Annotated in this window: 17 protein-coding genes; 3 read left to right on the forward strand and 14 right to left on the reverse strand. The window is 33.6% G+C overall.

The window, feature by feature from the left end:
• Positions 1 to 127: 127 nt before the first annotated feature.
• The 6 genes from ACW0JX_RS23465 to ACW0JX_RS23490 form a co-directional block, all read right to left on the reverse strand.
• Complete coding sequence (locus ACW0JX_RS23465) at positions 128 to 1,981, reverse strand: sensor histidine kinase (protein ID WP_001243660.1); 1,854 nt, start codon at positions 1,979 to 1,981, stop codon at positions 128 to 130.
• Positions 1,978 to 2,667 (reverse strand): response regulator transcription factor, encoded by a 690-nt coding sequence (locus tag ACW0JX_RS23470; RefSeq protein WP_016079950.1) that lies wholly within the window; start codon positions 2,665 to 2,667, stop codon positions 1,978 to 1,980. The genes ACW0JX_RS23465 and ACW0JX_RS23470 overlap by 4 nt, the downstream gene beginning before the upstream one ends.
• A 39-nt stretch (positions 2,668 to 2,706) precedes the next feature.
• The gene (locus tag ACW0JX_RS23475) at positions 2,707 to 3,327 is read right to left on the reverse strand and encodes a class D sortase (protein ID WP_053563488.1); all 621 of its coding nucleotides are present in this window, start codon (positions 3,325 to 3,327) and stop codon (positions 2,707 to 2,709) included.
• Between the two features lie 89 nt (positions 3,328 to 3,416).
• Entirely contained in the window at positions 3,417 to 3,908 is a 492-nt protein-coding gene (locus ACW0JX_RS23480; RefSeq protein ID WP_069356357.1) for an LPXTG cell wall anchor domain-containing protein, read from the reverse strand.
• A gap of 177 nt (positions 3,909 to 4,085) precedes the next feature.
• Positions 4,086 to 4,418: a hypothetical protein gene (locus ACW0JX_RS23485; RefSeq protein WP_000415613.1), complete on the reverse strand. Its 333-nt coding sequence runs from the start codon at positions 4,416 to 4,418 to the stop codon at positions 4,086 to 4,088.
• Positions 4,419 to 4,601: 183 nt separating this feature from the next.
• Complete coding sequence (locus ACW0JX_RS23490) at positions 4,602 to 4,817, reverse strand: hypothetical protein (protein ID WP_002041936.1); 216 nt, start codon at positions 4,815 to 4,817, stop codon at positions 4,602 to 4,604.
• Between the two features lie 161 nt (positions 4,818 to 4,978).
• Between ACW0JX_RS23490 and hpt the strand changes: the two genes are divergently transcribed.
• Positions 4,979 to 5,506 (forward strand): hypoxanthine phosphoribosyltransferase, encoded by a 528-nt coding sequence (gene hpt, locus ACW0JX_RS23495; RefSeq protein WP_001019294.1) that lies wholly within the window; start codon positions 4,979 to 4,981, stop codon positions 5,504 to 5,506.
• An 83-nt stretch (positions 5,507 to 5,589) separates the two neighbouring features.
• Positions 5,590 to 6,492 carry a YegS/Rv2252/BmrU family lipid kinase gene (locus ACW0JX_RS23500; protein WP_168410124.1) on the forward strand — a complete coding sequence of 301 codons (903 nt, stop codon included), beginning with the start codon at positions 5,590 to 5,592 and terminating at the stop codon, positions 6,490 to 6,492.
• 41 nt (positions 6,493 to 6,533) lie between these two features.
• Here the strand turns inward: ACW0JX_RS23500 and ACW0JX_RS23505 are convergent, their stop codons facing one another.
• Complete coding sequence (locus ACW0JX_RS23505) at positions 6,534 to 7,043, reverse strand: DUF2199 domain-containing protein (RefSeq protein WP_168410123.1); 510 nt, start codon at positions 7,041 to 7,043, stop codon at positions 6,534 to 6,536.
• Positions 7,044 to 7,067: 24 nt separating this feature from the next.
• Positions 7,068 to 7,739: a DUF7003 family protein gene (locus tag ACW0JX_RS23510; protein WP_078401145.1), complete on the reverse strand. Its 672-nt coding sequence runs from the start codon at positions 7,737 to 7,739 to the stop codon at positions 7,068 to 7,070.
• Positions 7,740 to 7,929: 190 nt separating this feature from the next.
• On the opposite strand from ACW0JX_RS23510, the gene ACW0JX_RS23515 reads away from it, so the two are divergent.
• Positions 7,930 to 8,889, forward strand: a complete 960-nt coding sequence (locus ACW0JX_RS23515) for an Rpn family recombination-promoting nuclease/putative transposase (protein WP_459245114.1) — start codon at positions 7,930 to 7,932, stop codon at positions 8,887 to 8,889.
• A gap of 40 nt (positions 8,890 to 8,929) precedes the next feature.
• Here the strand turns inward: ACW0JX_RS23515 and ACW0JX_RS23520 are convergent, their stop codons facing one another.
• The 6 genes from ACW0JX_RS23520 to ACW0JX_RS23545 all read right to left on the reverse strand — a co-directional run bounded on the left by ACW0JX_RS23520 (position 8,930) and on the right by ACW0JX_RS23545 (position 13,100).
• The gene (locus tag ACW0JX_RS23520) at positions 8,930 to 9,688 is read right to left on the reverse strand and encodes a DUF4262 domain-containing protein (protein WP_459245115.1); all 759 of its coding nucleotides are present in this window, start codon (positions 9,686 to 9,688) and stop codon (positions 8,930 to 8,932) included.
• A complete protein-coding gene (locus ACW0JX_RS23525) occupies positions 9,673 to 10,452 on the reverse strand; it encodes a DUF4261 domain-containing protein (RefSeq protein WP_459245116.1) in 780 nt (259 codons plus the stop codon). Before ACW0JX_RS23525 ends, ACW0JX_RS23520 begins: the two co-directional genes overlap by 16 nt.
• Before the next feature lie 27 nt (positions 10,453 to 10,479).
• Positions 10,480 to 11,235 carry a hypothetical protein gene (locus ACW0JX_RS23530; protein ID WP_089171885.1) on the reverse strand — a complete coding sequence of 252 codons (756 nt, stop codon included), beginning with the start codon at positions 11,233 to 11,235 and terminating at the stop codon, positions 10,480 to 10,482.
• Between the two features lie 51 nt (positions 11,236 to 11,286).
• Positions 11,287 to 11,544, reverse strand: a complete 258-nt coding sequence (locus ACW0JX_RS23535; RefSeq protein ID WP_182812193.1) for a hypothetical protein — start codon at positions 11,542 to 11,544, stop codon at positions 11,287 to 11,289.
• A gap of 378 nt (positions 11,545 to 11,922) precedes the next feature.
• Entirely contained in the window at positions 11,923 to 12,522 is a 600-nt protein-coding gene (locus ACW0JX_RS23540; RefSeq protein WP_000418941.1) for a DedA family protein, read from the reverse strand.
• Positions 12,522 to 13,100, reverse strand: a complete 579-nt coding sequence (locus ACW0JX_RS23545; protein WP_001176064.1) for a class I SAM-dependent methyltransferase — start codon at positions 13,098 to 13,100, stop codon at positions 12,522 to 12,524. The genes ACW0JX_RS23540 and ACW0JX_RS23545 overlap by 1 nt, the downstream gene beginning before the upstream one ends.
• Between the last annotated feature and the right edge of the window lie 38 nt (positions 13,101 to 13,138).

A 13,138-nucleotide genomic window follows, 5' to 3' on the forward strand; every position in this document is an offset into this window, starting at 1 on the left:
CCAATTGCTATGCACGGTTCATCGACTCCTTACATAACCTCATATTCTAAACAAATTATACTGATTAAAAATAAAGATTAGGTAAAGATAATATGAAAATAATTTAAAAAAACGTAGATTATATTTTCTACGCTTTTTTCGGTAAATAGAAATAAAATAACACACCATCTTCTGTATTTCCTGCCCCATATTCAGTATCATGTAGTTCTAAAATATTCTTTGAAATGGCAAGCCCAAGCCCCGTCCCACCTTGTGAACGCTGACGAGCTGTATCCACTCGATAAAAACGATCCCAAATTTTATCTAATTGTTCTTCTTCAATGTGAGTACCTTTATTTTCAATGCACACTTTTATACGATCCTTCTCATCTATTGTAGAAATAATAATATCTTCTTTATTTGGTGTATAACGTATGGCATTCGTAATGAAATTCACGATGACTTGTTCAATCCGGCCTTGATTTGCAATCACTTCAAATGAACATATATTTTTATGAACACGAAGCTCTTTTTTCTCTATTTCCACAGATAGATGTTCACATATGTCTTCAATTACTGTATCAATATAAAACGAATCCTTTTTCATTTTATATGTACCAGATTCAAATTTAGCTAACTCAAGCATATCCAAAATTAACGTATCCATTTTGTCTACTTCTCTCTCCATCGCCTGAAAATAATAATCCTTTTTATGCTCAGCTACCCCGTCTTTTAAAATAGAAATACAGCTTTTCATAATACTTAGCGGTGTTTTTAATTCATGTGAAACACCAGAAATGAATTCTTTTCGCGTCTTTTCTAACTTTCTTTCCTTTTCAATATCTTCTTCTAACTGCCCAATATGCGAATGGAGTTTATTTGATAGCACATTAATATTTTTCGATAAATCTCCAATTTCATCTTTTGAAGTAATCGGTATTTTTTCTGTAAAATCTAATTGTGCTATTTTCTTCGTCGTATCATTTATTTTTAATAATGGTTTTGCAATTTGTTTTGAATAATAAAACGAAGCTAAAAAAATAAGAACGACTACAAATGCAATGATATAGATGTAATAATCTTGCACCATTTGTACAGCTTCATCTACGGGCTGTAAAGAAGCCATCGCATAAATATATGTTACTGATCCATCTTTTTCTTTTATTGGTTTCATTAATAATTTATATTTTATATCATTCTTTTCATAGTCCATTGTCTTTGTTGAATACTCTATTTGATTACTCTCTTTTAGTAATACATCCGTTTGAAATTCTTTTATACTATCCAAAAATAAAGTATTTTTATAAATTGGATTTACGGGGCCTTTTACATCTGGAAACTGTACTTTCGTAACACGCCCTCCTATGTAAACATCTGGTTCTGGGGCAGCTTGCTCCTGAACGGCTGGCCTCTTCTCCTTAACAACTTGTTCCCCGGTTGCTTTCTTTTTCTCCTCATATAATTTTCTCATTTTCTCATTAAATGCTTTTTCTAGCGGTTTATTAGATCCGCTTAAATTCTGTTTAGATAAAGAAAAAGAGAATGGAATAAAACTATCTTCTTTTCTCACTCCAGAAAAATAAATTTCTTGCCCTAAAAAATGCTCTGATAATTTATTATCAATCTCCTCTATATTGACGAGATTACCTAAGGGAATTTTGAATATTTGTTGTCCAAAGCTCTTTTGTTGCCTACGATCTATCGTTACTTCAAAATAAAAATCATCTGCATGTTTTAAATTCCCGTTCTTATCTAATGTCGTAATCCACGTATTATTTTCTCTTAAAAAGTCTTGCTCTAGTTTCTGAATTTCTTCTGCATTTCCTGCATGATTTAAATAGTTCTTCCCAAAGGAATTTAAATTCACTTTAATATCTTCCACTTTTCGATTCGCATAATATTGTTTAAAAAATATCGTTTGTCCAATAAATATCGTCGCTAAAATCAACATGCACAATGCTGTTGTAAGAGTAAATAATTTTAGTACAATTCCATTCCTCATACATTGCCCTCAAATTTATAACCTGTGCGTACTACAGTTGTAATGTACTTTGCTTTCTCTCCTAATTTATTTCTTAAATTACGAATATGACTATTAACCGTTCGATCATCACCAGCAAATTCATATCCCCAAATTCTTGAAATGAGTTGCTCTCGCGTTAAAACGATTCCTTGATTTTTCATGAAATACGCTAATATTTCAAATTCTGTATGCGTTAAATTAATATCAGTTCGATTTACCGTAACAGTGCGTGACGGAAAATGAACGTGAATATCGTGGATTGATAATGTATCATCTTCATTCTCTAAAAGTTGCTTTGTCACTTTTCTGCTTTCTAACAACCTTTTCGCTCTTGCTAATAAAATTGGCGGACTATACGGCTTCGTCACATAGTCATTTGCCCCAAGTTCAAAACCAAGTAGCGTATCGTCTTCATCTACGCGCGCCGTTAGCATAATAATAGGCACCTCGGACGTCTTTCGAATCCTTCGGCAAACAGACCATCCATCGAGTTCTGGCAACATAATATCTAAAATAACTAAATCAACCTCTTCTTCTTCAAATACAACTAAAGCCTCTTTCCCGTCCCTCGCTTCAAACACTACATATTGCTCACTTAAAAAATAATCTTTTAATATTTCACGTAATATGTCTTCATCTTCAACAATTAAAATGTTTTTTGACATAACTGATATATCCCCCTCCCGTTTTCAGAAACTATAATTTCACTTTGAATAACTGCCAGTTAACGTCGCCTCGATAATATATCTATCTGGTGCATCCCCTATATAATCAAATGGGTAACAAGTTGTCAGTGTTAATATCGGTTCTTCTTTTTTTATAATAACAGTACGATCATCCGCATGAGTAATCCATGTCTTTTGAATTTCATATGTGTACGTTTTATTATCATACTCTAAAACAAGAGTATCCTTTTCTTTCAACTCTCCTAAATCTGTAAATACAGTATCTCGGTGTCCACTCAGTACAGTATGTCCTCCTCCAGATGGGGTTGTCGTTAAATCACTAACAAACATACCAACTCCTTTTTTCAAAGTCGTATCATCCGCTCCCCAATATATAGAAAACTTCTTCTTTATTTTCGGTATGTTTAACATCGCTACCTTTTCACCTTCTTTATGTTCTGTTTGAGAAGAAGGCACTTGAGAAGTTACAGGTGTTTCATGAGAAAGTTGAGTATCTTGTATATTTTTAAGGCTCTTTATTTCTTCTTTCGTTAATTCTTGAGCAGAGCTTTTTCCTTTATACCATTCCACAGCGTAATAGGATCCCATGAATAGCCCAATAGCCATCAATATGATACCGATATAATTGAGTAACTTCATTCTTCATCCCTCCATGCAAAAAATGGTAGGAGTAACCTACCATTTTTAATATATGAAATTATTCCATTCTTTATAGGAAAATATTTTATTTACACTTTAATCTTATTGCGACGATTCAAACCAAATAATGTACCTATCGCTACAAGACATGCACTTAATCCCATCATTGCTACATTATTTGATGCTGTATTTGGTAATTTTTCACCTTGTACAACTGGCTTTACTACTTCTTTTTTAGCTACTTCATTCTTTTGCTCGACTTTTATCGCTGCTTCTTTTTTTGCCATATCATTTTTTAACTGTTCTTGCGCTATTCTCTTTTTCTCTTCTTCACTCTTTTTCTCAGCTTTTATTGCTTCCTCTTTTTTAGCCATATCATTTTTTTCTTGTACTTGGGCCGCTTGTTTTTTCTCTACTTCATTTTTTTGCTGTTCCTTAATTGCTTCTTCTTTTTTAGCTTTATCTTGTTGCACTTGCGCTTCTTCTTCCTTTGTTACTGTTCCAGTATCCGCACTCGCTACTGAAGAATATCCTACTGTTAAAAGTGCCATTGCACAAATTGGTAATAGTCTCTTTTTCATCTTCATTCTCTCCTTATATTTTATTCACATCAACTCGCACCGGATGTATTACTAGAATAAGCAAGAGATATAAATATAAGATGCAGATGAAATATATTTCATTTAAAGATTTCATTGTAGAAAAAGAAAAAAACATCGTAATATGTACGATGTTTTTTCGGGTGTGTGTCTCAATATTTACATGTTACTTTCGCGTGATTTGGAAGTAGAACGGGCCGGAGCGATAACTAATTGTCTCGGCTCAGTTTTCTTGAAGTGATTTTTGACGTTACACTTACGACGTTGAACAACCCACGCTTTAATAGGGTTTGTTAAAATAATCTTTTGCTCTTCGTTAGGGGCCTCTTCTTCAAACCTACAACTTTCGCTCCATTTATTCCATTTCATTGTAAATTTAGAAGAAGAATGATCATCTTCACGATCAAACAAGTGCAAAAAATCCATTTTTCCATCTAGCATTACGGTGTTACTAGTCGCTAAAAAAGAAAAGGTCGTCCAACGTTTCTCCATGCCCTCCTACTCCTTTTTCACATATAGAGTGCCTAAAACTTAATTTACCTAAAATATGCTTGCCTTTTACCTTACACCCATAGTTTATCCAAAATGCTATTATGCAACTATCGATTTGCCTTACAACTACCTTACATTTTTGTAAGAAACAAAAAAACCTTCACTCTATATAATGAAGGTTTCTTACTTGTTATCTATATGATCTCTCATATCATCAAGTCCAGCTTCTTTTAGCTGCGACATCATACCGTGCGAAATTGCTCCTAACACTAAAGTCATTCCAATTAATGAAATACGAATCGCAGGTACATCAATTACGTAAGCCAACAGGCCAAGAACAATTGTTAAAAGTAATGCTTTTATAAATGTTACACTTGTGTACTGTTTCTTCTTCATCATATTCACCCTTTATGGAAGCGTTTTCTTAATATACTTAGTATATCATATCATCAGATGATTTTGTCGTTGTCTTTGTAAAAAATTACTATCTTCTTTGACTTTTTCTATTCTATCCTTTACAGTCGAAATGTTCGCAAGTTTTACACTGTAGGAGGATTACAATGAATATTGAAATAAAAGACACTTTAATTTCTGAAGAACAATTACAAGCAAAAGTGAAAGAATTAGCACTTCAAATCGAACGTGACTTTGAAGGAGAAGAAATCGTAGTTATCGCCGTATTAAAAGGTTCATTCGTATTTGCTGCTGATTTAATTCGTCACATTAAAAACGATGTAACAATTGACTTCATTTCTGCATCTAGTTATGGAAATCAAACAGAAACGACAGGAAAAGTGAAACTACTAAAAGATATCGACGTAAACATTACTGGAAAAAACGTAATTGTTGTAGAAGATATTATCGATTCTGGTTTAACACTTCATTTCTTAAAAGACCACTTCTTTATGCATAAACCAAAGGCACTCAAGTTCTGTACATTACTTGATAAACCAGAACGCCGTAAAGTGGACTTAAAAGCTGAATATGTTGGCTTCCAAATTCCAGACGAATTTATCGTTGGCTACGGTATCGACTGTGCTGAGAAATATCGTAACTTACCATTTATCGCTTCAGTTGTAACGGAGTAATATAATAAAATAAGCTTCCATCAATTACTGATGGAAGTTTATTTTCTATCACGATTCGTAAAAGACAAAGGGAGAGAATAAAAATGACAAAGACAAAATTTGAAAAAGTACTCCTCATCGTAAATCCGAAAGCTGGTCAAGGTGACTTACATACAAATTTAACAAAAATCGTACCACCTCTTGCCGCAGCTTTTCCTGATCTACATATCCTTCATACGAAAAAACAAGGTGATGCAACAAAATATTGCCAAGAGTTTGCTAGTAAAGTAGATTTAATTATCGTCTTTGGTGGGGATGGAACAGTATTTGAATGCACAAATGGCTTAGCACCTCTCGAAACTAGACCTACACTTGCAATTATTCCAGGTGGAACTTGCAACGACTTCTCTCGCACACTTGGTGTTCCGCAAAACATTGCAGAAGCGGCAAAACTTATTACAAAAGAACATATAAAACCAGTTGACGTTGCAAAAGCAAATGGACAACATTTCTTAAACTTCTGGGGGATTGGTCTCGTATCTGAAGTATCAAACAATATCGATGCAGAAGAAAAAGCAAAGCTTGGTAAAATCGGTTACTATTTAAGCACAATTCGAACTGTAAAAAATGCTGAAACATTCCCAGTAAAAATTACTTATGACGGACAAGTATATGAAGACGAAGCTGTCCTTGTCATGGTTGGAAATGGTGAATATCTTGGTGGTATTCCATCCTTTATTCCGAACGTAAAATGTGATGACGGAACACTTGATATTTTCGTAGTCAAATCAACAGGTATTCAAGCATTTAAAGATTACATCGGAAAGAAACTATTCGAGGATTCAAATGAAAATGACATCTTCCACGTAAAAGCAAAATCCATTTATATTGAAACGAAAGAAGAAAAAGAAGTAGATACAGATGGAGAAAGTTCGCTTCATACACCTTGTCACATTGAATTATTACCAGGACACTTTACGATGATTTATAATCCTGCGGTTGTGTAAAGAAAAAAACGAGTGCTAGCACTCGTTTTTTCTCTTCTAATCTAGCTATGTCGTTGAATCATTTCTTGTATTTCTTTAACTCTCTCTAAAGTAATTCCATTTCTTTGTTCGATTGCTAAAGGATGCTCGGTTGGCTCTAATTCAACATACGGTGCCGTTCCAACTTCTCTTATATGTACATTTGTTTTTAAATTTAATGTTTCTGGATAAACTGGTATTTCTACAGATAACCAACCAAAATAAGGATCACTATTTTCTCGGCCTCTCTCATCCCACTTTTCTAATACTTCATCATAACTTTCTTTACTAAGTGATACCCACACAGTCCATATGAAATTTTCGTGGTAATCAATGATAGGAATCTCTAAACATCCTCTAATAAAATAATGTTCATCATCCATTACACAAAGATCCGATGTTAAATGGAAGCGTCCCTCTCTTTCATGGGGCGCTACCTCGTAATAATAATATGGCGCTTCACTTCCGTAGCATAGAGGTAGTGCAAAACGATGCATTTGTACTTTTTCTCCGGATTTTCTTCTTCTTTTCATTTTTTATTCTTTCTCCTATCCTTTTCAGTCACAATCAAACTCTACCCAATTTCTCCAATGCGTATTAGCATTTTCATTCACAATAACACTTGGATCTTTCTTCTCTATTGCAGAGGCTACTGATTGGAAGAATTCATTTTCACTTACTTTTTCGTCTTCAACATGTTTCCATTCTTCCGTTTCATACGCTACTTCCCAGTCGCCTTCTAAACCGAACTCTTCTAAAATTTCTCCTTTATCCCACCACAATAATTTTTGAGCTTCCTCATTAGTAGCAAGCATACGCATAAAGTATGTTGGATAATGCTCTGTCGTTTGTACTTCTATTCCATTATTTATATAATCCTCTTCTGTAAATTCATATTCAAAATGATGCTCACGAATTTTTAGACTGCCGTTATAAATATTCGGCATAAATTCACCTTCATCATCAAACAACTCATAATTGCCATCATTTAATTGTAAAATGCAATCATCACCCATTGAATGAGTAATTCTATCTCCATATACTTGAATATCATTACATACACCTAATGAACCTACACCAACAAGTTGAAACACCATTAACCAATCCTTAGTATCGTTAAAGAAAAGAGAGAATTTCACTTGCGAAATATCCATATATTCATTATCAAATGCAGGAAATTCATAGTTACTTTGCTTTTTATCTAATAGTTTTAAAATATCTTTTTGCATATGTAGCATCTTCACCTCGATATAAACAAAAATATTTTTTTAATTTCACTAGAGTATAACATAACCATACTTAACTGTGACATTCTAATAACACTACTAAAAAATAGAAGAATGGCTTGTTTGCATACTCTAGTTCTTTTTATGTACAATGAAGGAAAGAAGCACCTTCATATAAGGGAGAGGACAAACTTTGTTCAACCAACAGTTAGTTAATTTACGCATTGATTTTGCATTTAAACAATTGTTTGGTACGAATGGTAGCGAAGATATTCTAATTGCATTTTTAAATGCTATGTTACAAGAGTCTTTAGAGTCGCCCATTGCTTCTCTACAACTAGAAGATCCACATTTACACAGGGAATATGAAGAGGATAAGTTATCTATTTTAGACATTTCAGCGACATTAGACACAGGAACAAAAGTTAATGTAGAAATACAACTCAATAATAATCACGATATGGTTAAACGCAGTTTATATTATTGGGGAAGACTATACACATCTCAACTACAAAAAGGGATGCCCTACAGTGCACTTCACAAAACCATCACCATAAACTTACTAAACTTCGTAATGTTTTCGGAACACCCAGCCTTCCATACAACGAGCATATTATGGAATACACAACAACAAAAACTCCTGAGTGAAGACATAGAAATCCACATTATAGAAATTCCAAAGTTAACTGAACAATGGCATGAAGAAAAAGTAAATCCGTGGAAAGATCCATTTGTTCGTTGGCTTTTATTGCTTTCAGCAAATGAGGATGAGCACTTAACTAAACTATTGGAGGATATTGCTATGAACGAAGATCCTATTTTACAAAAAGCGATAAATAAATGGGAACGTATGAGTCAAGATTCTTCTTTCCGGCAAGCCTATGACGCAAGGGAGAAAGTTTTAATGGATGAAACAGCAAAATTCGCCCATGCAGAGACAGAAGGAATAAAAAGAGGAATGGAACAAGGAATTAAAAAAGGGCTTGAAAAAGGCATTGAACAGGGCATTGAACAAGGTCGAAAAGAAGGAGTTCAACAGGGGAAAATTCAAATGATTAAAAATATGTATGATCTTGGTATACCACTTGAAACGATTGCTAAGGCAAGTAAATTAAGTTTGCATGAGATTGAGCATATTTTAGGACATAAATAGTCATAAAAAAAGAGCTTGAATAGTTTCAAGCTCTTTTTTATCAACTCTCCTCAATATCATCCAATTGAGTCTTATAACATTTATCACACTCTGGACTCGTAGGAAGAATCCCTCTTTCATCAGGTAATAAAACCCTCAAAACTTCTCGATCCATCTCTACGAAAGACTTCATAATAATGGGATATCCTTCAATAATATTCGTATACTCAATCCCTTGTTCAAACTTTTTTCCGCTCTTTATTTCTTCTATTATGGTACAAAAAACACTATGCGCGACTTCAGGATCCATATTTAATGCTATTTGTAAATCTTGATGATTAAAGTTATCTCTTAGACCATGCGTATGATAATTAGCATGGATGCCATCAATATCTTCTGCTAATATGCTATGCATGTACCATCCATACTCTTGTAGCATATTTTCTTCCCATTCATCTGCATCCTCTTCTAAATCTTCATCAAACAAATTCGGATCATACCACACGTCCTCGTAATCTCCAGCAATTAAAAATCTCCAACCAGGTGGTAACCCTAAATACTTCTTTATTTCAGGTGCCCATTCATCAATATGTTGAACGTGTAAAGGAAGAAAGAAATCTTCTTCTGTCCCCATTTCTTCACCAGCCCAAATGTACCAACCTGTCGTTCCATTTTCTATAGGCATTCGTAACCCATTAATCGGAGCGATACCATCTTTCACATTTTGCGCTATTCCTAATTTCAAGTCATTCGGAGATTCTACATACTCCGCTTTATATTTATCACATATACCCCTCTGTTCTTTTATGTATTTTTCCATCCTTTTAGCACACTCCCCAATTTTTGAAAGATAGATTTCTTTGCCGAAGCACTCTCTAACTTCCATACCCCACACTGGTTATAAAATGGATCCTCTTGTTCATAACGATTATCTATATAATGAGATAAAAGATACACTGGAGCATCTTCTGTGAAACTAATTGTATCTCCATCTTTCAAATTAGGTTTTTCCAATATATTATGTAGGTTAAAATCATTTAATAAATCTACAGCTACTTCCGGATCTATCCCTCCGTCTAAAACAACGTCTGGTAGATTAAATGCTTGCATTCCACATGAATAGTAACCGTCCTCTTCATCTCCAACTAAAGTTACAAGGTGCGAATACATCGGGAATATTTCCTTATTCTCTGCAAGCTCTTGCCATTCTTCTTTCGAATAAGCCACACCTGCTGTTTCAACTTTTAAAGCAAGTCCACCTGCATTTAAAAGTTCCATTCCTACATCAATTACTTCTTGTAATCTCTCTGTATCGTCAACTTTTGCAATAACATACACTGTATAAGTATGCTTCTCCAACTCCTGAAGCAATTCTTCATCAAAACGCTCACCACCTGCATAGAAGAAAGCCTCTCTCAAAGAAGGGTCTTGTTTATATATATCAATTTCAAAGCCAATCTCTTTCTCCTTATGGTGCATAACATTTCCCGCTAATATATAGTTACTTTTACTCACAACTTCTTTTATTAATTCTGTTCTATCTTTCCATAAACCAGGTACTCCAATAACGATTTGTGTCTCCATCATATGCACTCCACTTCTCATCTATTTTCAATCTATTCTTTCAATCTTCCAAACTAAATTAGCTGGGATATCTTTCTCTAAAAAGGTTAACATCCATACAGTTTTTCCTTTATCGTTCATCAGCAGTACTTTATGGTTTAACTTCCAAGCCACTTCACTAACATGATGAAACATCTTATACATATCTTCTTTGATAAGCTTTTCCTTTTTGATTAACCGCCTCGTTCTATACTCTCTTATTTCTAAGTACACGTCAGCATAAGCCATTTCATGCTGACATGTTATACTACATACGTATTTTTTATTCGGACTACTCTTTTTTATATATACGAACTCGTTTCTATAATTCAATTCTAGTATCTTATTCTTCACTTTTTCTAACTCTTCTATATCCCAATCATATTTCACAGCTAAACGTTTCATTTCAACATGAACGATTTGAAGGGCTAATTCTTTTTTCTCTCTATCTGATAAATATGGAAAAGCCTTCACACTCTCATACTCCACAAAAACATTCATATATTCAGGGAAAATTCTATATTTCTTCTCCCACTCATCGAGTAATGAAATATCATCCACACAATGAATCAAAATCCCTTTCTCATAATCCATTCTTAACTTTGGCATATGTCGACAATATAAAGAAGTAATACTGCTCGTCTCTTTACCAAAAGAGATGTCTTCATCGTAGTTGCTTGTAGATGTTAACTGTAATGCCTCTATGTTTCTGGTATGCTCTTTTACTTTTAGAAAACTCAATTGTATATCTCTTATAACCGGCATTTGCTCTCTCCTCTTCGCAATACAACTATGAAATATCTTTGTTAATACGCCTTAATCAATTTCAAGCCAACCCATTCCCATAGAAAGAAATAACAACAGTCCGATTACAAAAAAGAGACCCCCAGTTAAAAAATAGAACGGCGCTCCATGCAATGGATCACTAAATAACTCTATCAAATTTCCAGCTACTACTTTCCATTTCTCTTTCTTTGAATTTTTTTCTTTTAATTCTTTTATAAATCGATAATTACTTATACTAATCAAAATAATTCCTATTAATAGGCATCCTACTATGATTAAAATCTCCAAATATAGCACTCCATATGTACATCTATATTTATTTTCGTTTACATACTATTGTTATCCATATTCCATTTTAGCTAATAAACAAACGAAAGAGAACTAGGTGGATTAATGTTTACTTAAAAAGGAGCTGAATTTCCTCTTCTAATTTTCGTATCACATTTTGGACAATATACATATCGTTCCTCTACCTTTTGTCGTTCTATCATGTGTAAGGATACTATTTTCATACTGCACATAATTCCAATTAAGATAAGGCTAAAAATAAGTAGCACAACGCTCTTCCTTCCTTAACTACTTACCTATATTTTACCATTAAATAAAGATAATTTTATACTTATAATCCTATCTTGTCCTTCATACTGGAAGAAACTTTCTTTACTTCTATTTACTCATCAGTGTGATTCTTTTTTGTCTATATAAATAAAGAATACCTGTAACTATAAAAACAATCACGCCAAAATACACGCCATATTCTATCGCGATCGCTACAATACTTTCAATATGTTGTCCAAATAAAGCACCGAGCACAAAGTAAACGAGTGTCCAAACAAATCCTGTCGTATAAGAATACAAAGCATACGTCTTAAATGACATATTATTCATTCCAACTAAATACGGCACGATATGTCTTACAACTGGTATGAAATAGCTTGTAACTAACGCGTACTGTCCGTATTTATCAACCATTTCTTGTGATTTTATTAAATACTTCGCTTTTTTCTTTTTCATCAATTTATGGAGTACCTTCGTGCCAAATACCTTCCCTAATATATATCCTAAAGAAAGCCCTGATACAACACCTAAATATGTTAATACAAATGAAGGAACAACACTTAATATACCTACTGAAGATACGAAACCACCACTCATAACAATCATTTCATCTGGAATTGGCATACCGATAATACCTAACCATAAACAGAAAAATAATGCCCAATAACCGTATTGCTCGATATAGGATAATAATTCATGTAATTCCATTATGCATACGCTCTCCTTAGTTCTTTTTTGCAACTAAAGACGTAGGCTGGCGGGAAATTGAGCCATACTTTTTCTAGTGTAATTTCAGGGAAGAAATGCTGTATAAACCCTTTTTTCACAAGTGAATATTGAAATGTAATGAATTCACCATTCTCATGTATCGCTTCCATCGCATTATTTAAAATGCGCTTTGAAACTTCTTCTGGTAAAGAAGTGAAAGGCAACCCTGATAAAACGTAATCAATGCATTCTATATTGAGCTCCTCCATATACTTCTTTATATTTTCAGCTGAACCGTGTACAACAATGACATTCTGCTCATCTTTAAACTTTCTTTTTAATTCTTTGAAAAATACTTCATTAATTTCAATAAGAAGAAATATTGTTTCCTTCTTTTTTCTCTTCATAATCTCTTTCGTAAAAACCCCTGTGCCAGGCCCTAACTCTACAATACATTTCGCTTTATTAAAATCAATTACATCGACCATTTTCTTTGCTAATATTTTTGAACTTGGCGCAATTGCACCAGTATGTTTTGGATGCTTTATAAATTCATGTAAAAATGTAATGAGCTGCATGTAAACCTCTCCTCATTCGTTCGATAGTTTTTAACTTG

This window comes from Bacillus sp. C-3-6 (genome assembly GCF_054509685.1).